The organism is Paenibacillus sp. 37, assembly GCF_008386395.1.
In the GTDB taxonomy this organism is placed as follows: Bacteria; Bacillota; Bacilli; order Paenibacillales; family Paenibacillaceae; genus Paenibacillus; species Paenibacillus amylolyticus_B.
In genome coordinates this window covers 2,039,974-2,061,285 of record NZ_CP043761.1, presented here as the reverse complement: position 1 = coordinate 2,061,285, position 21,312 = coordinate 2,039,974, and the positions used below count along the sequence as shown (strand labels likewise).

Annotated in this window: 20 protein-coding genes; 6 read left to right on the top strand and 14 right to left on the bottom strand. The window is 46.5% G+C overall.

Going from position 1 to position 21,312, the window contains the following annotated elements:
- The first annotated feature begins 79 nt into the window (after window positions 1-79).
- A complete protein-coding gene (locus F0220_RS09375; RefSeq protein WP_091014625.1) occupies window positions 80-652 on the top strand; it encodes a hypothetical protein in 573 nt (190 codons plus the stop codon).
- Between the two features lie 124 nt (window positions 653-776).
- Here F0220_RS09375 and F0220_RS09370 read toward each other — a convergent pair whose 3' ends face one another.
- Entirely contained in the window at window positions 777-1,163 is a 387-nt protein-coding gene (locus F0220_RS09370; protein ID WP_091014626.1) for a DUF423 domain-containing protein, read from the bottom strand.
- Between the two features lie 328 nt (window positions 1,164-1,491).
- Here F0220_RS09370 and F0220_RS09365 point away from each other — a divergent pair, with 328 nt between their 5' ends.
- On the top strand, window positions 1,492-1,962 hold the full coding sequence (locus F0220_RS09365) for a hypothetical protein (RefSeq protein ID WP_105598025.1): 471 nt from the start codon (window positions 1,492-1,494) through the stop codon (window positions 1,960-1,962).
- A gap of 105 nt (window positions 1,963-2,067) precedes the next feature.
- A complete protein-coding gene (locus tag F0220_RS09360) occupies window positions 2,068-2,916 on the top strand; it encodes a DegV family protein (RefSeq protein WP_091014628.1) in 849 nt (282 codons plus the stop codon).
- 192 nt (window positions 2,917-3,108) lie between these two features.
- Here F0220_RS09360 and pdaA read toward each other — a convergent pair whose 3' ends face one another.
- Complete coding sequence (pdaA, locus tag F0220_RS09355) at window positions 3,109-3,888, bottom strand: delta-lactam-biosynthetic de-N-acetylase (RefSeq protein WP_105598024.1); 780 nt, start codon at window positions 3,886-3,888, stop codon at window positions 3,109-3,111.
- Between the two features lie 96 nt (window positions 3,889-3,984).
- The gene (locus tag F0220_RS09350; protein WP_091014632.1) at window positions 3,985-4,395 is read right to left on the bottom strand and encodes a hypothetical protein; all 411 of its coding nucleotides are present in this window, start codon (window positions 4,393-4,395) and stop codon (window positions 3,985-3,987) included.
- A gap of 207 nt (window positions 4,396-4,602) precedes the next feature.
- Between F0220_RS09350 and cysC the strand changes: the two genes are divergently transcribed.
- Window positions 4,603-5,241, top strand: a complete 639-nt coding sequence (gene cysC, locus F0220_RS09345; protein ID WP_105598023.1) for an adenylyl-sulfate kinase — start codon at window positions 4,603-4,605, stop codon at window positions 5,239-5,241.
- A 173-nt stretch (window positions 5,242-5,414) separates the two neighbouring features.
- On the opposite strand, the gene F0220_RS09340 is transcribed toward cysC, so the two are convergent.
- The 10 genes from F0220_RS09340 to F0220_RS09295 form a co-directional block, all read right to left on the bottom strand.
- Entirely contained in the window at window positions 5,415-7,211 is a 1,797-nt protein-coding gene (locus F0220_RS09340; protein ID WP_223199905.1) for an ABC transporter ATP-binding protein, read from the bottom strand.
- A gap of 20 nt (window positions 7,212-7,231) precedes the next feature.
- Window positions 7,232-8,365: a nucleotidyltransferase domain-containing protein gene (locus F0220_RS09335; RefSeq protein WP_223199976.1), complete on the bottom strand. Its 1,134-nt coding sequence runs from the start codon at window positions 8,363-8,365 to the stop codon at window positions 7,232-7,234.
- A 52-nt stretch (window positions 8,366-8,417) separates the two neighbouring features.
- Window positions 8,418-8,900 (bottom strand): lasso peptide biosynthesis B2 protein, encoded by a 483-nt coding sequence (locus tag F0220_RS09330; RefSeq protein ID WP_091014637.1) that lies wholly within the window; start codon window positions 8,898-8,900, stop codon window positions 8,418-8,420.
- 4 nt (window positions 8,901-8,904) lie between these two features.
- A complete protein-coding gene (locus tag F0220_RS09325; protein ID WP_017689560.1) occupies window positions 8,905-9,204 on the bottom strand; it encodes a lasso peptide biosynthesis PqqD family chaperone in 300 nt (99 codons plus the stop codon).
- Complete coding sequence (locus tag F0220_RS09320; protein WP_105598021.1) at window positions 9,201-10,148, bottom strand: aldolase; 948 nt, start codon at window positions 10,146-10,148, stop codon at window positions 9,201-9,203. The genes F0220_RS09325 and F0220_RS09320 overlap by 4 nt, the downstream gene beginning before the upstream one ends.
- Window positions 10,149-10,286: 138 nt before the next feature.
- On the bottom strand, window positions 10,287-10,424 hold the full coding sequence (locus F0220_RS09315) for a paeninodin family lasso peptide (RefSeq protein ID WP_174806426.1): 138 nt from the start codon (window positions 10,422-10,424) through the stop codon (window positions 10,287-10,289).
- Between the two features lie 53 nt (window positions 10,425-10,477).
- Window positions 10,478-10,612, bottom strand: coding sequence for a paeninodin family lasso peptide (locus tag F0220_RS09310; protein WP_105598020.1), 135 nt, complete (start codon window positions 10,610-10,612; stop codon window positions 10,478-10,480).
- 65 nt (window positions 10,613-10,677) lie between these two features.
- The gene (locus F0220_RS09305) at window positions 10,678-12,609 is read right to left on the bottom strand and encodes an asparagine synthase-related protein (RefSeq protein WP_091014639.1); all 1,932 of its coding nucleotides are present in this window, start codon (window positions 12,607-12,609) and stop codon (window positions 10,678-10,680) included.
- Window positions 12,606-13,874, bottom strand: a complete 1,269-nt coding sequence (locus F0220_RS09300; protein ID WP_105598019.1) for a sulfotransferase family protein — start codon at window positions 13,872-13,874, stop codon at window positions 12,606-12,608. The genes F0220_RS09305 and F0220_RS09300 overlap by 4 nt, the downstream gene beginning before the upstream one ends.
- A 423-nt stretch (window positions 13,875-14,297) precedes the next feature.
- Entirely contained in the window at window positions 14,298-15,632 is a 1,335-nt protein-coding gene (locus F0220_RS09295) for an MFS transporter (RefSeq protein ID WP_091014645.1), read from the bottom strand.
- A gap of 311 nt (window positions 15,633-15,943) precedes the next feature.
- Here F0220_RS09295 and yhbH point away from each other — a divergent pair, with 311 nt between their 5' ends.
- A complete protein-coding gene (gene yhbH, locus F0220_RS09290; RefSeq protein ID WP_036609998.1) occupies window positions 15,944-17,113 on the top strand; it encodes a sporulation protein YhbH in 1,170 nt (389 codons plus the stop codon).
- A complete protein-coding gene (locus F0220_RS09285; protein WP_036610000.1) occupies window positions 17,110-18,546 on the top strand; it encodes a SpoVR family protein in 1,437 nt (478 codons plus the stop codon). Before yhbH ends, F0220_RS09285 begins: the two co-directional genes overlap by 4 nt.
- Before the next feature lie 126 nt (window positions 18,547-18,672).
- Here F0220_RS09285 and F0220_RS09280 read toward each other — a convergent pair whose 3' ends face one another.
- Window positions 18,673-21,153 (bottom strand): EAL domain-containing protein, encoded by a 2,481-nt coding sequence (locus F0220_RS09280; protein ID WP_105598018.1) that lies wholly within the window; start codon window positions 21,151-21,153, stop codon window positions 18,673-18,675.
- Between the last annotated feature and the right edge of the window lie 159 nt (window positions 21,154-21,312).

The following is a 21,312-nucleotide window of genomic DNA, read 5'->3' as shown; positions in this document are numbered from 1 at the left end:
ATGATAATTTCCTTTTTAATGATATAGTGAATTGAAGCGTTTTTTTGAGCTGACATACTTTTTAACGGGGCTGGGATGAATGAAAGAAACCTTATCCAATCAAGAGGACATCGGCTTTTTATTTAATGTCGATATACTTATTAAGAGCCGCTCAAATGCATTGGCACTGCAGTCCCTGTTGGAGTTCATAAACAATGAAGAACAAATTGCGGACTTTCGGATTCAATCCGGCATAGAGCTAGGCAAAATTATTGAAGCGACACTCCAGTCCAAGAAGGACTCTTTCGTCACACTTCACAACGAACGCAAAAAAGCCAACGCAGCACAGAAGGCGTCCACTGCAGCTCAGACACCTGCCTCACCTGCTCCAGTCAAAACACAGAATCAACAAGAAAAACCGGTTAGCGAGAAAAAGCCTGCCACCCAAACATCCAATGTTTCCGATGGAAACTCGTTTGACGCGTGGATTGACACGCTCATTAAAGAGAATAAACTCACCCGTATTGTTGTCAATAACAAGAACGGTAAACATCAGAGCATTCCTTGCCGTATTCTGAATTTTGATCGTGATACCAGTATTGTGAGCATCTACCATGTCGATGAAAAACAAGTGTATACGTTCCGAACCAATGAAATCGATGAGTTTCTGTAACTAACTTCATCGGATTAAAACAAAAAGCAACTTGCGTTAGAATGACGGAACATTCTAACGCAAGTTGCTTTTTTAGTTCTATGGTTCATGCAGGATTGAACCCTCCAAGATTTGTTTGGACCGATCAGGAGCGATCCTTACCTCGCTGCCATACATCTAATGCCAATAACAACCATCCGGCAATGAAGGCTACCCCACCAATCGGTGTGATGGCACCCAGAATCTTGATGCCAGAAATACTAAGCACATACAAGCTGCCTGAGAACACGATAATTCCGATAAACAACAAACGTGCTGCCCACTTCAGTTTTGTAGACCCTCCAAGTTGACCAGCCGTCAAGCCAATAATGAGCAAAGCCAATGCATGAATCATATGATATTGCACACCTGTCTCATATGTAGCTATGGCCGCCGGTCCAATCGTATCCTTGAGCATGTGAGCACCAAACGCACCTATCGCCACTGATAGCATGGTCATTACAGCTCCAAGCATCATCCATCTTCGTTGCATATAAGTTCTCTCCCTTAATTCAACTCTTCCTCCTATTATTGTAGCGAATCCCCTCCTCCTTTACCAGTCGGGGTGGAGCTTCAAAGATCATATGTCTGTTTATACTTAACAATTCTATCCCTGCCCTATAAATTGTAGGAAACAAGCGTAAATCCTTGATTTTTATCGATATTTATGGAAAAGTAAACAGGTATGTAATCGTTGTATTTTAAGTGCAATTTCAAAAAGATTGGTTTTTAGTACCGAGAAGATGGGATGAAGCTAGTAATTACTCATCGATTAGGTTAATAACACTCAGTACGATGATTAAGGGAGGCAAGTCAACATTATGGATAATCGTGATTCCTATAATTCAGGTTATAACAACACGGATCAGAATCCTGGCCATGCAGATCCATACAATAACAATGGGTATGAAGCCTACCCGCCAGATCATGAGAGGCAACCAATGATACCACTGAAACATTCCGGACCTGGGATCGCCAGCTTTGTCATTGGGTTGGTTGCAATCTTGGGTTATATTCTGATATTCTTTATTGCCACCATGGCTGTAAACGAGTCCATCGGAGTTCTCACCCCGTTGCAGACAGAAGAGATCGCCTTGCATCCAGCAGTGGTTCTGGCTTCATTAGCCATTCTGGTCTGCCTGATTCTCAATCTGGCCGGAGGCATCGTCGGAATTATTGGTCTTGTCCTCAAGAATCGAAAGAAAGTTTTTGCCATTATCGGAACCATATTAAATGGGATCATGATTCTGTTATTCGTTGCACTTATCTTGGTAGGCATGACGCTGATGTAACGCTTTGCATCAGCGTCATGTTTCCTTATAATTAAAATGAATGGGTTTACACATAAGTATAATCTATATTTTTTGCCAAAATCATTGTTTTTAAAGGAGATTGACATGTCACGAATCAAAATTTTTGCGGACAGCACAAGTGATCTGGCTCCAGAATGGATCCAGCAGCACGATATCGGAATCATCCCTTTATATGTCGTGTTCGGTGAAGAATCACTGAAAGACGGTGCTGAGATTAAACCTGAACAGCTATATGAACGTGTTAGCCAAGATGGGCGTCTTCCCAAAACAGCTGCACCTTCCCCCGCTGACTTCATAACGGCATTTCAACCTTACATAGATCAAGGGGATGAGATTTTATATATCAGCTTATCTTCTGAACTTTCTTCCACCTATCAAAATGCACGACTAGCGAGTTCCGAGTTCCCGGAAGGTCGAATTTCGGTCATTGACTCACAGAATCTCTCATCAGGAATTGCGCTGATGGTGATGAAAGCTGTACATGCTGCTGATAAAGGACAAAACCTGACTCAGATTACACACCTGATTGAGGCAATGAAATCAAATGTACGCACCGAGTTTGTCATCGATACACTGGAGTATCTGCATAAAGGCGGACGCTGTTCGGGCATGCAGAACCTGATTGGAAGCCTGCTCAAGATTCGTCCTGTCATCCGGGTAACGGATGGCAAGATGGCACCTGCCTATAAAGTGCGCGGCAAACGGGAGAAAGCTCTGGAACAAATGCTGAATAATACGCTCAGCCATAAGGATCAGATCGATCCAGACCTGCTGATTGTTGTGCACACCATGGCTGAAGAGGATGCGCTTGACTTGCAGAAGTCTTTGCAGGAACAAACCGGTGCCCGAGTTGAACTAACCACTGCTGGTTGTGTAGTATGCAGTCATTGCGGCCCGAAAACAATTGGAATCATCTATAACACTGTTTTATAGTATTACACTTTACATCGTATCGTATTACCCGATCCTTTCTTCTAAATCTATATGTGGTACATCCAATACTTGGACTGGCATACCGTTATAACTAAAAAGGGCATTCCGAGCTTAATCGCTCAGGATGCCCTTTAATATTTCGCTAAATTTTTTGATGACTTACGTTTGGTCCATTGTTCATTACGATACAGATCAATAATTTTTGGTCCGCAGATCATTCAGACTTTTGAATGCATATCCTTGCTTGCGGGCCTCATCAATAATGGAACCCAGAGCTTCCGTGTTATCTTTGGATACCGAATGAAGCAAAATGACAGCGCCCGGATGGAGTTGTTTCAACACCTGTTGATGAGCATATTGTGCGCCACGCTGCACATTGGTATCCCAATCTTTATAAGCAACAGACCAGAACACGTTCACATACCCTTGGGCATGACTCTCTGCGAGCGTACGATTGTTAAAAATCCCGCGCGGTGGGCGTAAAAAGGTCGCTTGTTGACCCGTCAACCGATTGACCTCTGACTTGACCTTCTCAAGTTCCTCTCTAAGCTTTTCATTGGAGATGCGGGTCATATCCGGATGACTCCATGAATGATTACCGACAATATGACCTTCAGCCGCCATACGTTTGACCAACTCAGGCTGATCTTTCAGATAATGACCTGTCACAAAGAAAGCAGCTGGCACCTTCTTGGTACGCAAAACATCCAGTATGGCAGGTGTGAATCCATTCTCATACCCGTTATCAAACGTGAGATACAATTCCTTCTGTTTTGTATCCCCCAGGAAAATGGCATCGTTATGTTGTAAGATCGATTTAAAGCCTTCCTGATCAATGGAGGGCAGTTGACCGTTTTGACTTTTTTTGAAGCCAAAGTGATACGCTCCGGTAACCGGTGATGCTTCAGTCTGTGCCGGTACCATACTGATGGATAACAGTGCCACCAGTATATATAGAACCATTCGCTTCATTCCATCCGCTCCTGTTCCTGAAAATTCGGTTAGTCGTTTGCACACACGAACACCTTCAGGTAATATGCCACAGGAACAGCTAATGTATGTAAATCCTTAACGATCAAAACGTTTATTTTCAGGTTGTGGCGGAGATTGATAGAACAATTCAAGCAAGGTCTGGGGTTTGCCACTGGAGGCAAGCCATTCCCTCACGGTCTGTATGGCACGAGTTTGTCCATCTCCCCGATCACGCCATGTAAGCAACTCGATAACTTTGATAATCAAGGCAGACATATTGTGATTATCCAGTTCAGATCTTTCTGCTCTCAGCTTGTGATATAACGCCTCCTGTTCCCAATCCAGAAGAATTTCATCACCAATGGTTGGCTTCAAAAGGGTGTACGCTCTGTCACAACCTTTACAACGAACTGTGCTGACCTGTTCATCTATAAATTCCACTCGAACCTCCTGATGGCAATCCGGGCATTTGAATCCAACTTGTATGTTTTGTATGTTTTCGTTCATGACATTGTTCCTCCTGCGATGTGAGCATTTTACATCATTTCATGCAAAAAACTCCTTGGATATATGCATAATGCTTATTTATGTACTACATCTATACCCGATATTTTGTCGATTCACGCTTATTTTGAAGAAATCTGTAAGGTGCTATAATCTTGTAAATATGTTAAAATATTATACATATCATGGTAGGGAAAAGGCGGGATACTCATGTCGAAGGAAGAGCGCAATATAACCTGGCAATCATCCAACATCAACAGACAGGACCGGGAGAAACATAATGGGCACCGTAGTCGTGCCATCTGGTTCACCGGGTTATCAGGTGCAGGAAAGTCATCCCTTGCATTTGCCCTGGAGCAGTATCTTTACGACCAAGGCGTACGCTGTTATGTTCTGGACGGGGATAATGTACGTCATGGACTGAACCGTGATCTCGGTTTTACAACAGGGGATCGTCAAGAAAATTTGCGGCGAATTGGAGAAGTATCGAAGTTAATGGTAGATGCCGGGTTGTTTGTACTTTCGGCTTTTATCTCTCCTCATGAACAGGATCGGGAGATGGTTAGACAGTTATTTGAACCAGATGATTTCATTGAAATCTATGTGCGCTGTTCAATTCAAGAATGTGAGCGTCGTGATCCCAAGGGTCTATACAAAAAAGCCCGCAATGGTGATATCCCGCATTTCACAGGCATTTCCGCCCCCTATGATGTACCAATATCTCCTTCATTTATTATCGATACAGAGCAATGGTCCATTGAGGAAGCCGTGCAAGAGATCGTACAGCATTTGGAGCAGATCGGTGCTCTTCAACTGCCGCTTCCTACGAAAACAGCTGTTGTTCATTAATCCTTGGTCAATATACGAACCACCAACATGAAAGGCGCGCCCATCGTGGCGCGCCTCTTTTACGTGAACCCATTGCTGGTTATACCATCAATAAATGAATACAGAGAAGAAGATACACATGCTTTACCATCGCGTTTGAACGTCTTCTAATGTCCACTCACTTACTTACTCACTTACTGCCCCACGACACCCGCTTGCATATTAAGAAGCTTTCTGAACGTCCCTACCGGATCTGTAGATAACTGCTGGTACCCGCCTTCTTGAATCACCCGACCTTCATCAAGCACAATTACACGATCTGCCGTCCGTATCGTGGACAATCGGTGTGCAATCACGATAATGGTCACATGTCCTTTTAGCCGTTCTAACGCCTCATGAATGTACTGTTCATTCTCACTGTCCAGCGCACTCGTTGCTTCATCCAGTACCAATACAGAAGGATTACGCAGCATAGCCCGGGCAAGCACCAATCGCTGACGTTCACCCCCGGATAGACGAATACCCCGATCACCAATGATCGTATCCAGACCCTGAGGCAACTTCCGTACAAATGCCGCAGAGGAGGAAAATTGCAAAGCCTGCCACATCTGTTCTTCACTTGCATTTGGATCAACAAGACGCAGATTCTCACGAATACTCGTATGAAACAGGAATGGGTCCTGGGAGACATATCCGATGGAACTTCGCCAGCTCAATAATCGTTCTTCTGACAGAGGCACTCCGTCAATCAGAATACGACCAGATTCAGGCCTTACGAGGCCCATAATCAGATCTATCAGCGTGCTCTTTCCTGCTCCGGATTTCCCCACAATTGCGGTCATACCCCTTGCTGGAATCGAAGCGTGCACATTTCTCAATGAGTACGCATCACTTCCCTCATAGCGATAGCAGACATCCTCACAGGTGATAGATTCCTTCAGTTCCATAGGTTGAATCCCATCAGTTCCAACGTCTCCTGCCGAAGCAATCTCTGCACTAATCTCACGACTTTTCGCCGTCTGCGCTTGCAGTTCTCTGACTACCCGAAATGCAGGCAGCATGGAGCTGATGTACTCCAGATTGGACTGAATCGCCGTAAACCTTGGCCATAACCGGGAAAAGATAAGGATAATGAGCAGCAGACTTGCGGGTGGCACCGTCATTACACGGAGAGAAAGATAGATGAATGCCGCAATGATGATTGCCGCGGACATCCGGTGAATCAGCTGTGTCCCACTGTTTAATTGGCTAAATTGAATGACATTGCGTTCTATCTGTCTGCACATGCGCTCAAACCAGTTCATGTGTGAGCGCTCAAGCATATTGCTCTTAATATCTTTAATGCCGTTAAAATGCTCGGTAATGCCGTTATAATAACTTTGTGAGAATTCAGAGGTCTGGTCTCCGATCTGCTTGGCCCGCTTGACGAATTTTCGTAAGACGATAAATAATAACAATCCACAGACCAGCACAAGTGCCGTCAATTTGGCGGATAACCAGAAAGCAAGACCGATCTGAATACCCGTAAAGATCAGAGAGGCTGCCATTTGCAGCATAATGCTCGTTCCCTGGCTCACACGTGCAAGTTCAGTCGTTAATATATGGTTGAAATCGGATTTTCGTTTTTGGAGAAAAAATGACCACTGCGCCATAATAATAGCAGCATAGGTTTCCATGCGCAGCGTTCGTACAAATTGCTGCTGGATTCGAGTATTGCGGATCGTCTGGAGACGTTGCATCCAGGCTTGTCCGGAGACAATCAACACAAAGGTGAACAATACGAGTAACAATTGGCTATTATCAGAAAAACGATTCAACACTTCGCCAAGCCAGGGAATGTTTAAGCCTGTGGAGCCCATCTCAAATATGCCAATCAGACTCAGCATCGGAACAAGCATGTAGATACCGATCCCTTCCATGAGACTGATACAGATCATCCCTAGCAGATTCCAATATAAAATGGGCCCCGTGACATGATGCAACTTTCGCATGAAATACCTTAATTCCGAGATCATACTTTACCCCTTTCCGTCACCGTATACCTTTTAATTCGCCGCCAGAACCAGAGAAACGGACGTAACGGAAAGTATAGAAAAAACAAAGAACGTGGAAGTGGCAATTGATCCACATCCCATGTACTTGGATATAAACGCTCAATAAAGAAAAACCATTTCTGTTTTGTACTTCGAAGTTTAAACAGATACGATGGATAAGACTTCATATCAGCCGGACTTTCCAGCATGTCGTTCATGAACTTTGCACCTTCGTTGGCTAATCGCTTGCCTGTACGGTCACTCAAGGACATCAAGGACCTGTACTCTACATCCAGCGACGTATTCAACAGATCTGAGGCTAAGTGAAGAGCCTGCGAACCGATCGATAAACGTCCCTCCGCTTTCAGACGTCTCTCTAATTTCCTCACATCAAGTGGCATGCTGCGGATCATCTGGTCGATATCCAGTAACCAGCGCAGTCTGAACCAGCCGTGTCGTGCACCATGGGTTACGAGATAGGCCCATAGATCTTCTTGTTCGAGCATACGGACAGGTGTCTGTGTGTATGAACTGAACCGGCTGCGTTTCCACAGCAATTCAAAATCGGTTTCTTTCCCCGAATCCGGGTTCAGACGCCAATGGATCTCTACTTGAGTCCTTTTGACCGGATGGGTGTAACAGATATGATGTTCCCGCCATTTCCAGCTGCGCACCGTAGGTGCCCGCTCCCCTTCCTTGGATACGTATCCGAGGGTAGCCAGAATGCCTTCAGCTGCTTCCACATCATCGAACGGAATCAGGATATCCAGGTCTTTGGAGGTTCGCATGGATACATCGCCATAGAGATCATGGGCGAGCGCTGGTCCCTTTAGTGTAATATTGCGGATACCGCGTTCACGAAAAGCTCCACACACCTGCTCCATTTCAGCTGTCAGATGTAACATGCGGAACGTATTGACCGTATATTGTTGTCTCAGACTCTCCATAACATCTGCAGGAATGATTGCAGAGTTCAATTCTTTCATTTTCAAATAAAGGACAGAGTATAAGCGGTGATGATAGACAAGCCGCAGAAAGAGCTGCCAATCGGTTCCTTGCAAACCCGCCTTGAGTTCTTCAGGGGATAGAGCCGTCAGATCACCTCTAATCATGCTCAAAATCAGCTTAAGCTCCTTTGGAAACCCTGATGAATAGAGTTCACTTTCATGTATCATAGACAATCTCCCCAGATCCCTTCTCCGGACACCGTTTGCCAAACACACCGACAACCGTATATTGGTCCATAGTATCAGCTCCGGTCACGATCAATTTACCACTTCGCAGCCAGGCATGAGCCATCATATGTCCTTGCTTATTCCGCGCAGTCCCCATATATAACGTACTCTCTATCTTGCGTCGCTCAAGCATCTTCATCCCGGCAATCGCCATTACAAGGCAGCGGCTTTCCCATAACGTATATTTGCTGGCGAGCGAAATCGCTTTGGAAATATTCCGTATAGTAATGACCTCGCTGCGATCAAGTCCTGTCATCGGTGTTTCTACCATAGGCGTACCCAGCCCTGGCGCGATTTTGGCAAATGGCATAGCCTTCTGTATGCGTGCCCAGCCAAGGAGGATATAGGCCTCCCATACCAGTCGACGCATTGACCGCGGGAGCGAGAGATAAGCCTTTATTTTTCGCAACATGATTCTACACTCCGCGAGTAACGTCGATTAAACCTTCACGGGACAGATGTTCCAGGAATTGCACCACCTGCTCACGACATACATCTGGCTCAATCTCGTACTCCGCAGCAAGTACCTCAACAACTTCACCCAGCGTGCGTTCTTCTGCGATCAGGTCCCAGATTCGTCCACCGGTACTCCCCAGATTGTAGTATTTTCCAGAGCTAATGCTCATCATGACTTTCTCACTGCCCATATCACTGACCAGATTGCCTTCCTTCCGGGTTACCCGGTCTTCCACATTCATCGGCGTAGTCGCTGTCATTGTCCTGTATGCACTCCTTTACGTATATGATCTGTGATCCGATCCACCATCTCAAATGCTGTAAACTCAGCACCCGTTCTGACCAATCTGCCAATCTCCACACTTGCTGAAAGCCTTGAAGCCGTCTCAAACAACCATTGTGCCAGCCCCTGTCTTGCAACGAGTCCACCACGGAACGTATGCGAGCATAACAGATGCAGTCGTTCTAGCCCCGTCACTTCAACCAGTTGAACAGATGTTTGGTTTTCTTCCGGTCGGGGAGCAAGTTCGAATATTCCACCAAGTGGTACGGCCATCTCATGAAAATAGTGCTGAACAGGTATCGCATACTTCGTAATCTCTGCGTGAACCGTGGCATAATCCTGTTCCTTCATGCCGAAACCATCCAGACTGGGCTGCCACAATTTCTGCTGCGGATAACCAGGTGATACGATGGCTCTTCCCCCGGCATCCCAGGTCAGTGCGACAACATCATCGGTGAGAAGCGGATACCCACGTGATGCCAGAGCAGCCGACAACGTCGATTTTCCTGCCCCCGAATGTCCGACAAATGCGTAAGCCCAGCCATCAATAACCACAGCACTGCCATGCAATGGAAGAATACCACGCTGCATCATAATGACAGCCATACATGTGCCCAGGATGAATAATCTGACCTTTTTCTCGTCCGCTCCAGGCTGAGGGGATACAAGGATACGCTTTCCATGCTCCATTAGAAACAGGCCTGCATCTTCGATTTTGAAAAAAAGGCTGCCATCCCGTGCCACAAAGTTGTCGTTGCCTACATCCCAATCCTCCCACAATGGGGTCAGATCTGAAGACTCGATGTGCACATCCACGACATCAAAATCAGTCTCCGCATCCTTGGGTGCAATCTGTAGTTCAGGCATTCGAATTTGGCTCGACCAGCGCAGACCATACGCCACATAATGCACAGGTAACAATGAACGACGCCTCCTTCGTAATAAAATGTAAAAAAAGCCCTTATATTCATGTTGCTCAATATAAGGGCGGAGGCGAAAAGCTGGATTTGTTGCATTTCCGCCCTTTAAGTATGATGACACGTTTTGGAACTAAATAACTTAGGAAGTTGGATCGTACAGATCCGCATCGTGAACCGTGATCCAGTCAATTTGTCTGTAGCCAGTACCGGCCATTGTTTGATTGACTTCCAACACTTCAAGAGCTGGTGCTTGCCATTCCTTTTTTTCCATTTGCATCGTATTCACCTCCTTTTCGCAGTTCTAAGTATGATGGCATATGGTAAAGCTTTCTAACTAGTTCCGTAGAGATCCGCATCGTGAACCGTAACCCAGTCAATATGTTTGTAACCTGTGCCCGCCATTGTTTGGTTGACTTCCAATATTTCCAGTGCTGGTTCTTGCCATTCCTTTTTTTCCCTTTGCATCGTATTCACCTCCTATCATGAGTCAAATGTAAGGAAAAGCCGGGCCCACAGTTCACCGGGCTATATCAGAATTTCCGAATGAACCGATAGACGATCAGACTATGCATCATCAATCGCAGATCTGGATGCGAAGCAAGTTCAGGTCTTGGACTCGGAAAATTGGCCAGGGCAGACTTGATACGCTCCGTGTTTAATATGCCAGCAACCTTGCTGTCAGAACACAAAGCACGTAACTCAGCCGTAAAGGCATCCCAATTCGGAATGATGCGATGTAACCAATCTGCAGGCTGCACACCCCGTACCCGTTGATTCAATCTGACCTTGTCAGGCAACTCCGGTGAAGTAGCCCGGCGAATCAATGAACGATCCGTCCCTTGTTTCACATATTGTTCAATCGGAACGGACAAACAGAACCGGATGACTCTGGCATCACTTGTCGGATCACGTTCCCAAGCGCGGTAACGCAGAGAACATTTTGTAGCTACAGCACCGTTTTTGTTCGCAATAGCCAGGTTATTGAATTTCTCGGCACGTACTTTGAGTGCATCAGCCTGGGCACCGCCCTGCAAAACAATAATGGATTTGAGTCTTTCCAGTACACCTGTTCTTTGAGCAAAATCAGGATGGATCAACTGCACGGACGCGGCCTGGCTTGCTCCTTTGGACTGAGCCTTGAACCACTCCGGATATGCCTTTTTCCCGGTGATCTTAGCTATACGGGAGAAGGGCATTCCGGTCCGCTCACTATACTGCTGCATCTCACGGAACCAGCGATACCAGCGTCCACTTTTCAGGAGACTGGCGTAATAATCCAGAGCCGGCCCCCAGGAGATGGTGAAATTACCACGTGCGCCTGTGAGCAGGATGCCTGCATCTTGCTGGCTCGCTTTTTCATAGAATCCGCGAATCCAGAATGAATTTTCAAAGTATTTGTAGGGCATTTCCATAATGTCGAGCCAGGTATCTACTTCACTGAGTGGACTTCTGCCTTCAAAATCAAGGTAGTTCTCTGTGATATTGCCGACGTGATTAATGGTTGAACGTATGAAGGGCCGTTCGTCTGCGAGCAACGTTTTCGACGTATAATCTGTGAAATCCGGTACGGGAACATAACTATAGGCCTGCAGCCGTTTACCCTGACTTCTCAGTGTACCGGAAGCAAAACCAACCACGGCTCCCGAGTCCAGTCCGCCACTTAAAGCAGCAGCCACCTGCCTGTGAGTTCGCAATCGCGATCCAACCGCCTGCCCAAAGACCTCCCGAAACGCTTCTACATACTCACCATCGGATTTAAGCCTCAGAGGTTCGACTTCATTCCAGCGATGATATTGCTTCAGTTCCAGTCTCCCATCCCGGAAGACAAGTGTATGTGCAGAAGGCAGTTGGCTTATTCCCCGATATACGGTCGAATTGATATCTGCTGAATCATGCATGTCAGGAATGGCAAGGAATTCGGACAGCCAAGTCTCATCAAGTTCTTTATGTACCCCTTCAAGCCCAAGCAACGGATTCATGAGTGTGCAGAAAGCAAAACGTGAACCATCATGTCGGTAATAAAAAGCTCTCATGCCTGTAATGTCTCTCGCTGCATACAGTTTCCGGTTCCGCTCATCCCAGATGGCAAATACAAAATCACCCAGCAATCGGACAGCCACATCGTCTCCCCAGCGCTGATAGGCACGTAAGATCAATTCACTATCCGCCAACATAGCCAGTTCAGCTCTGGATATCTGTAGTTGATCAGCCAGTTGTTCCCGGTTATCCAGAATGGCATCTGCCGTGATGGTCAGACCACTTTCCTCATCATATAAAGGCAACTTCTCGCTAACCGATTCCGGTGTAATCCATTGGGCATGACAGCTGAGGAACGCCTCGTTGCCTTTCCACACCCCTGTTGTATCCGCAGGGACATGCCCCAGGCTTGCGTACAGACGCCAGCTGTCTTCCCATAGCGCCTGCTGACCATCGTTGTGTACAATTCCTGCTATGGCGCTCATGACTTGCCTCCCCGTAGAATCTTGCGCTGTGAAGCCCAGGCGCTGATCTGGTGACCAAATGGTACCCATGATTTGATACGCTGTATTTTGCTTTGAGCAGAAGCCAGCTGGACTTTCAAGCGTTCTCGCTCACTGTAACCCCGTTCAAGACGATGATCCGCCGCCCGTAATGCGGCTTGCAGCTGTCTGATCGTTGCCAGTGCAGCCAGTGTGGGATCTATCTTTTCCGGTTCCTCGACAACTTGGTCATTAAGATTGCCAAGCGGATCATGTACGACAGAATCTGCCGGTTGCATTCGGTATTGCGGTTGCCACTGGCAACCTGTCGCTGCTGTCAACTGATGCGTGATTCGATCAATGACCTCTTGATCCGGACTTGCATCATAATGTACACCCGTCCATTGTTCGGCTTCTGCCAGCTGTTCACTGTATCCCATCCGGTGGAACAGATCTGCCCCCATCACACGGCAATACAGTTCAACTTCATGCGGTTCTAATATGTTTTTCCAGTTGTTAACAGAACCCTGATGTGCCTTTTGATGCGAAGAGAGGAATGGATCACCCACGCCCATACTGTAGAACATGTCAGACTTGGCACTGTCCAGAAACTGTCCATACTGCTCCATACCCTGTTCATATCGAATTCCCAGAAACGCGCATAGTTTCTCGAGTTCTTCCTGAGGATTGGAAACCAATCGTTCATATTGCAATTCATATGCATTGGAATGTGGTTCGGCAAAATACTCATTCAAGCGGAGCATACCCAGTGTAAGATCTACAGATTTCATATTTAATTTGGGGCTCTGCAGACTATGAGTCAGGTCGAATCCTTCTCCTGTGTGGCGGTTTACCTTTTTGAATGATGCTGCTATGGCCAGAGGATTACGCTGGAGATGAATGCGCTTGGACTGAGGGAACAGACGATCCAGCCATTCCAGCATGTAATAGTATCGTGGAGATTTATCAACGATGAAGTCTGCTCCGCTCCCTTCCAGGAATCCATTATAGATCTCAAGAGCAAAACTTCTGCACGCCTTTTCGAAGACATCCTCAGATACCATGGCATTGTAGAACTGACGAATGATGGAGCTGCCACCATAAGCACGTGAATCAGCTTTGTTCAAATCGACAAGATTCATCAGAAACCACATTTCCTGGGTGGCAAATATACGACTATGATTTTGCAGCATGACGGTGGATAAGGAACTACCACTGCGGGGAACACATAGTAAGAAAACAAGTCCGTTACCTTGAGCATCGATCAATGGCAGCCTCTCCTCTGTTCATTAGTATAAATATGTAGCTGGGATAGACCAGACTCTACCTTTGTGTTTGGCAAAACGAGTAATATGCACGCTATAGGTCAGCGTTTTGCAATACTCCGTCGAAAGTTCACCCGGGAATGAAGCAAAACACTTGGTTACATTCGACAACTCTCAGATACAATATGTATTTATAGTTTTACTCTATGATACAAAACGTATCATGTCAATCTTTTATTTTCACCTTTTCATAAATTCATACTCTTTCACTGTATTCTGTTGTCTGTCATTTAAGCACTTATTCATGATCAATTATGTTCTGATTGCACAAACGCGAATAAGCTCCAGACATGTTCTGTGAGGAACAATGCCTGAAGCCATACGTAATCCGTTGAGAAACTTAATATGAAACCGGGTGAACAACCATCAGGTAAACCTTACATTTGAACTTTTCCCAGGAGCTCCAACACTCCCATTTCGCTCTTCTTCCTGATCTGCCTGTGTAGCATCCTGCATCCCCTTCTGTACCTTCACGGTTAATAATACAGCAATTCCCGCGACGAAAAAGAAGATGAGCGACAGAATACCCCAACGCGTGGAACCCGTGATCTGCCCAACATAACCAAACACAAATGGACCAAAGATCGAAGAGAATTTGCCTGTAATATTCACAAAACCAAAATACTCTCCTGTTCTGCCTGCCGGCATCAGATTGCTAAACAGGGAACGCGCTGTGGATTGACTCACACCCTGCACGACACCAACCAACCCGGCGAGTACATAGAAGTGGATCGCTTGTGTCATGAAATAACCGAGAATCACAATACATATGTAGACCGATAAGCTAACGATTAATACCTGCTTTGCTCCCCAACGCTGTGCCCACGCTCCCAGTAACAAAGTGCATGGGAAACCGATGAACTGGGTTAACAGTAGCGCGAGCATCAAGTCGGCTGTGCCTATGCCTATACTTGTTCCATAGATGGTAGCCATCAGAATGATGGTATTAATACCGTCATTAAAAAACCAGAAAGCCACCAGCATGCGGATTAACTGGGGAAAACGCCGCATCTGACGAAAGGTCTGCCGCAGTCTGCGCACGCCCACCGCAGTATACCCTCTCCACGAGCCGGGCATGTCCGGTGAAGCAGGCCGTCTCGGAGCATGGCGAAAGATCGGTATCGAGAACAGCAACCACCACAACGAGACGGAGATAAACGCAAGTCTTGTGCCTGCCAGTGTACTGCTCATCCCGAACCAGCCCGGTTGCTGAATCATCAGCAGGTTCACCGCAAGCAACAAACCTCCTCCAATATAACCATAGGCATAACCTTTGGAGGATATCATGTCCCTTCGTTCCACGGGTACCAGATCCGGCAGCATTGCATCGTAAAAGGTGTTACCACCTGCAAAACCGATCGTAGATATGACCAGCAACGCGGAAGCAAGGAACCAGTCCCCTTCACCGATTGCACTGAATCCCAATGTAGCAAGGACGCCTATAATTGCAAATACACGCAGGAAGTCTCCTTTCCGTCCTGACAAATCAGCCAGCGTGCCTAGCAACGGTGTTAGCAGAGCTACGCACAACATGCCAATCGAGTGTGTATAGGCCAGGTAGGAGGCAGCCATATCCGTATCCAGCGTTGCTGCAGCGACCGAAGCATAGAATACGGGCAATACTGCCGCCAGTACTGTTGTTGCATAAGCCGAATTGGCCCAATCATACATAATCCAAGCCTTGATCGCCTTTTTATTCACATGAATCCTTCCTTTACATGCATCTCTATTGGATCGTGTTCATGAAATCTGGTTTTCAGTATCGAGAAAAGGAATGAAGCTAGAAATGGAGTAGATGTACTTCTCCTATTGTATAGGAAGGATATCACACGTGTTCACTGTTTCTGTAAAAAATGGAGCAATTCTGTTCTTACGACTCACCTTACCTCTGAGGTGAACTTGCGTAATTGTATCATTTTATATCCACTCTCATCACATATCGTCCTCGCCCGTGAATATACTTAATTACCGACAGGCCAAACTGTGCCGCGTAATCAATGGGGGGTGCCTACATGTCAAATTCACACCAGCCTTACTCGTTCGTCGTGTCGAAGGAAGATTGGTCGCTTCACCGCAAAGGGTACCAGGACCAACAACGCCATCAGCAAAAGGTGAAAGATGTCATCAAACAGAATCTGCCTGATCTGATTACGGAAGAAAACATCATCATGTCTGATGGAAAACAAATCATCAAGGTACCAATCCGCAGTCTGGATGAGTACCGTTTTGTGTATAACTACCAGAAGCAAAAACATGTTGGTCAAGGAGACGGTGACAGTCAGGTCGGAGACGTCATCGGTCGTGATCCCTCTGCTTCGCAGAAACCCGGCAAGGGCGAAAAAGCTGGCGATCAGCCTGGTCATGATATTGTGGAAGCCGAAGTGAGTATTGAGGAATTGGAAGATATGCTCTTCGCTGAGCTGGAATTACCCGATCTGAAGCAGAAAGACAAAGACCTGATTGAGACACATACGGTGGTATTCAACGATATTCGCAAAAAAGGCATGCAGTCCAATATTGACAAGAAACGTACCATTCTGGAGAATCTGCGTCGCAATGCAACGACCGGTACGCCAGGTATCCATCACATCAGTCCGGATGACCTGCGCTACAAGACATGGGAAGACAAAATCATTCCACAATCCAATGCCGTTATCATTGCCATGATGGATACATCCGGGTCCATGGGTTCGTTTGAGAAATACTGCGCGCGCAGCTTTTTCTTCTGGATGACCCGTTTTCTACGCCGTCAGTATGAGAAAGTTGAGATTGTTTTCCTCGCCCATCATACAGAAGCCAAGGAAGTTACCGAAGAAGAATTCTTTACCCGTGGCGAGAGCGGAGGTACGATTTGCTCCTCTGTATATATGAAGGCGCTGGATATTATTGACAGCCGATATCCACCTTCCAGCTACAACATCTACCCCTTCCACTTCTCTGATGGGGATAATCTGACATCGGATAACGAACGGTGTGTGAAGCTGATTGGCGAGTTAATGAAGCGTAGCAATATGTTTGGATACGGCGAAGTGAATCAGTACAACCGCAGCAGCACACTGATGTCGGCTTATCGTCATATCAAAATGGATCAGTTCATGTATTATGTGATCAAAGAAAAAGGCGAAGTGTACAAAGCTTTGCGCAGCTTTTTCCAGAAACGGGAAGGAGGCAGCGTTAGATGACAGATGAGATCCGCGACCTAGAATACGCTATTGCCGAGATTATGGAGATTGCCAATGGTTTTGGTCTGGATTATTATCCCATGCGGTACGAAATCTGCCCATCGGATATTATTTATACATTTGGAGCCTACGGCATGCCTACCAGATTCAGTCACTGGAGCTTTGGTAAAACATTTCATAAGATGAAAATGCAATATGATTTTGGACTCAGCAAAATCTATGAGCTTGTCATCAATTCCAACCCTTGTTATGCCTTCCTGCTGGATGGCAATTCCCTGATTCAGAACAAATTGATCGTAGCCCACGTCCTTGCACACTGCGATTTTTTTAAAAACAATGCCCGCTTCTCCAAATCCAACCGTAATATGGTCGAAAGTATGGCTGCTACGGCGGATCGGATCAGCAATTATGAGATGGAGTACGGAACGGAAGCGGTTGAAGCCTTTATCGATGCCGTGATCGCAATTCAGGAACATGTGGACCCACAGCTGATTAAACCCCGCCATTTGGACAAACAACGTTACATGGAGATGAAAATGCGGGAGCAGCGCGGTGAGAAAAAACCTCGGCCGGAAGGCCGCTATGATGATCTGTGGTCACTTGATGACGTGCAGACGGAAGAAGCACCCGCTGAAGGTATTCAGGTCCATCATTTTCCGCCTGAACCGGAGAAGGATGTCATGTGGTTTATTCAGGAATTCTCCGAAGTATTGACCGATTGGCAGCGGGATATCATGAGTATGATGCGTGAGGAGATGTTATATTTCTGGCCACAGATGGAAACCAAAATCATGAACGAAGGCTGGGCATCCTACTGGCATCAACGCATTATCCGTGAGCTCGATCTGAACAGTGAGGATACGATCGAATTTGCGAAGCTCAACTCTTCCGTGGTGCAGCCATCCAAACAAAGTCTGAATCCGTATTATTTGGGACTGAAGATTTTCGAGGATATTGAACGGCGCTGGGATAACCCAACCCGTGAAGAACAGGACCGTTGGGGCCGCAAACCGGGGCAAGGCCGTGCCAAAATGTTCGAGGTGCGTGAGTTCGATTCCGATACCTCCTTTATCCGAAACTACATGACCAAACAATTAACCGAGGATCTGGACCTCTACGTATTTGAGAAAAAAGGCCCGGACTGGAAAATCACCGATAAGTCCTGGGAGAACATACGGGATCAGCTCGTATTTTCACGTGTCAACGGAGGATCACCCTATCTGGTTGTACAGGATGCCGATTATCTGCGGACAGGGGAACTCGTGCTGAAACATCAATATGAAGGCATTGAGTTGGATCTGAAATATATGGAACGCACCCTGCCTTATCTGTATCGCCTCTGGGGACGTACCGTACATGTGGAGACACGTGTCGAGGATAAACCGATCTGGTTTACGTATGATGGCAAGAAACACCACCGCAAGTTTATGTGAGGTTCCAACAATCCTTTTCCTTTTAAAAAAGAGAACCTTCGTATCACGTATGAAGGATGGCGACATACCATAAAAAGCGGCAAGCTCCCGACATACACGGGGACTTGCCGCTTGGCATACATAAAATTAGGATGGTACCGGTGGTGCACCATTCCCCTGCAATCGCAGCGGTACAAAAAAATCATGCTCCACTTCACTTGCCGGCAGTGGGCGACTGAAATAATATCCCTGAATCTCCCGGCAATCATTCTGCATCAGAATATCCAGTTGGCCTTTCGTCTCAATGCCTTCCGCAATGACTTCCATCTTGAGATTCTGTGCCATCGATATAATGGTCGCCACAATGGCTTGATCGCTGTGACTCTCTGTAATGTCCGTCACAAACGAACGATCAATCTTGAGCTTGTGAATCGGGAAATGCTTCAGATAACTCAGTGAACTGTATCCCGTCCCGAAATCATCCAGGCTGATCTTGACACCCAGTGCGTTAAGTTCATTCAGAATTGCCGTAGAGACCGTGGCATCCATCATCATGCTCTCTGTAATCTCCAGCTCCAGGTACCGTGCCTCCAGCCCTGTCTCCAAGAGTGCGTTCTTGACCTGTTCTACCAAATTCGATTGATGGAACTGCTGGCTGGACAAGTTTACCGATACCGGAATGAGCGGCCCACCGCTGGCATGCCAGAGCTTCATCTGCCTGCATGCTTCGCGCAGCGTCCATTTGCCAATCTCATAGATCATACCTGTCTCTTCTGCAAGCGGAATGAACACATTGGGTGCGAGCAGTCCTTTGAGTGGATGGTTCCAACGTATAAGAGCCTCCACACCAATCATGCGGCTATCCTCGGTACGAATCTGTGGTTGATAGTACAGGACCATCTCATCGCGTTCCAACGCTTTACGAAGATAACCCTCCAGCTCAATGCGTTCATATAGTTCCGAATCCAGTTGGGCAGTGTAGAATTGGAAACCATTTTTACCGTTTTTCTTCACTTCATACATGGCGGAGTCCGCATGTTTCAGCAAAGCATCCACGCCAACTCCATGATCCGGGTACATCGCAATTCCAATGCTGGCGGTTACGTAAAAATCATTCTCCTTCAGTCGATAAGGTAACTGAATGGCTTCAACAATCTGTTTTGCAAGTTCTGCCACTCTTACTTCTGTCGCTTGATCCTGGGTCACAACGAGTGTGAACTCGTCCCCGCCCATCCGGGCCAGCATGACATTCTCCATAGCTAAGGGATCCGAAGATTCTATGGCTTTCATGATCCGGTTGCTGACTTCTCTTAAAAATACATCTCCAATGGAGTGTCCCAGCGAGTCATTAATCATCTTGAAACGATCTATATCCATCACCATAACCGCAAAAGAATTCCCTTTTTCTGCTGAATCGTTAATCGTACAAGCCAGCACATCATCCAACTTGCGCCGATTGGGCAACCCCGTCAACGGATCATGCAAAGCTTGGTGACGAATCTTCTCCTGAGCCTGTTTCTCCTCCGTAATATCCTTGATCAGAATGTGGCTTCCCACATGGTTACCATCAATGACTACAGGAACCACAACAATACTAAGATCCAGAAGTTCACCCTGTATATCTCTCATCTTAGCCATATAATGCGCATGCTCCAGCTTATGATCATCCCAATCGATGGAATCGAATTCACTGATCCATTCTATATCGATCTGCTGAACAATTTCATCAATGGAGCGATCCATGACCCTTGTTTCAGGATAACCGGTGATTATTGTTACCGCAGCATTAATGCCTTTGACAATACCTTCCTTGTCCACTGAAATAATGGCATCCGAATGGTTATGATACAGGGCCTGATACCATTGCTCATTCTCATGAATCCGTCGATCTTTCTGTGACATTCGCTGATTGATAAATATGCCAAACAACGTCAAGCCCAAAGCAATAAATGTGCCCGATGCGATCAAGTAGGCGAGAATGCCTGGCTCAATCTGCATCCCTGAACTTACCATCGAACCATGTGAATAATGGAAATGTGCGGCTGACATTCCGGTATAATGCATGCCAGAGATTCCAATACCCATAATGAGACCGCTGCCCATCTTGTAAACCCAAGTATGTCTTGATTGATGATAACGGAAGTAAAACATGAGCCACAATGCCGCAAAGGAAGCAAGTGCTGCAATCAGAATGGATAATACCACTCTGCCTGGTTCATACGTAACCGGAGTTGACATCGCTGCCATTCCCACATAATGCATCGAGCTGATCCCTGCTGTCATCAGTACTCCAGCAATCATCAGCTTGCTTATCCTGCCCGTTTGTCTACCCGCAATGTTCAAGGCCACCCCCGATGCAACAATAGCGAGTAGAACAGATAAAACAACCTTACCGGTGGAATAGGAGACTTGCGTAGGCAGAACAAAAGCCAGCATACCTACGAAATGCATGGACCAGATTCCCAGCCCCATTGAGACTGCACCGCAGGTAAGCCATACATTCCGCGCCATTCCGCTAGCCTGACTTACACGGCCTGCAAGGTCAAGGGCTGCGTACGAAGCTAACGATGCAATAATATAGGATAAAATAACAAGTTCTAAGTTGTACGTACCATGTAGGTGCTCCACTCACTCTGTCCTTTCAACCGGGAAATGCTTCGTATGTATGCAAAAATGTAAAAAAGAAGCGAGTGCGCTGTCTGGATGACAGGCACTCCCTCCGCATCATTTGACTCGTGACAACAGACTTAGTTGAAGCCGTTATCATACATTGGAACCCGTTTATTT

What these genes read in the sequence shown, in the direction of transcription:
- F0220_RS09375 (WP_091014625.1), top strand. Translation starts at nt 80, where the DNA reads ATGAAAGAAACCTTATCCAATCAAGAGGACATCGGCTTTTTATTTAAT.
- F0220_RS09370 (WP_091014626.1), bottom strand. Translation starts at nt 1,163, where the DNA reads ATGCAACGAAGATGGATGATGCTTGGAGCTGTAATGACCATGCTATCA.
- F0220_RS09365 (WP_105598025.1), top strand. Translation starts at nt 1,492, where the DNA reads ATGGATAATCGTGATTCCTATAATTCAGGTTATAACAACACGGATCAG.
- F0220_RS09360 (WP_091014628.1), top strand. Translation starts at nt 2,068, where the DNA reads ATGTCACGAATCAAAATTTTTGCGGACAGCACAAGTGATCTGGCTCCA.
- pdaA (WP_105598024.1), bottom strand. Translation starts at nt 3,888, where the DNA reads ATGAAGCGAATGGTTCTATATATACTGGTGGCACTGTTATCCATCAGT.
- F0220_RS09350 (WP_091014632.1), bottom strand. Translation starts at nt 4,395, where the DNA reads ATGAACGAAAACATACAAAACATACAAGTTGGATTCAAATGCCCGGAT.
- cysC (WP_105598023.1), top strand. Translation starts at nt 4,603, where the DNA reads ATGTCGAAGGAAGAGCGCAATATAACCTGGCAATCATCCAACATCAAC.
- F0220_RS09340 (WP_223199905.1), bottom strand. Translation starts at nt 7,211, where the DNA reads ATGCGAAAGTTGCATCATGTCACGGGGCCCATTTTATATTGGAATCTG.
- F0220_RS09335 (WP_223199976.1), bottom strand. Translation starts at nt 8,365, where the DNA reads ATGATTAGAGGTGATCTGACGGCTCTATCCCCTGAAGAACTCAAGGCG.
- F0220_RS09330 (WP_091014637.1), bottom strand. Translation starts at nt 8,900, where the DNA reads ATGTTGCGAAAAATAAAGGCTTATCTCTCGCTCCCGCGGTCAATGCGT.
- F0220_RS09325 (WP_017689560.1), bottom strand. Translation starts at nt 9,204, where the DNA reads ATGACAGCGACTACGCCGATGAATGTGGAAGACCGGGTAACCCGGAAG.
- F0220_RS09315 (WP_174806426.1), bottom strand. Translation starts at nt 10,424, where the DNA reads ATGCAAATGGAAAAAAAGGAATGGCAAGCACCAGCTCTTGAAGTGTTG.
- F0220_RS09310 (WP_105598020.1), bottom strand. Translation starts at nt 10,612, where the DNA reads ATGCAAAGGGAAAAAAAGGAATGGCAAGAACCAGCACTGGAAATATTG.
- F0220_RS09305 (WP_091014639.1), bottom strand. Translation starts at nt 12,609, where the DNA reads ATGAGCGCCATAGCAGGAATTGTACACAACGATGGTCAGCAGGCGCTA.
- yhbH (WP_036609998.1), top strand. Translation starts at nt 15,944, where the DNA reads ATGTCAAATTCACACCAGCCTTACTCGTTCGTCGTGTCGAAGGAAGAT.
- F0220_RS09285 (WP_036610000.1), top strand. Translation starts at nt 17,110, where the DNA reads ATGACAGATGAGATCCGCGACCTAGAATACGCTATTGCCGAGATTATG.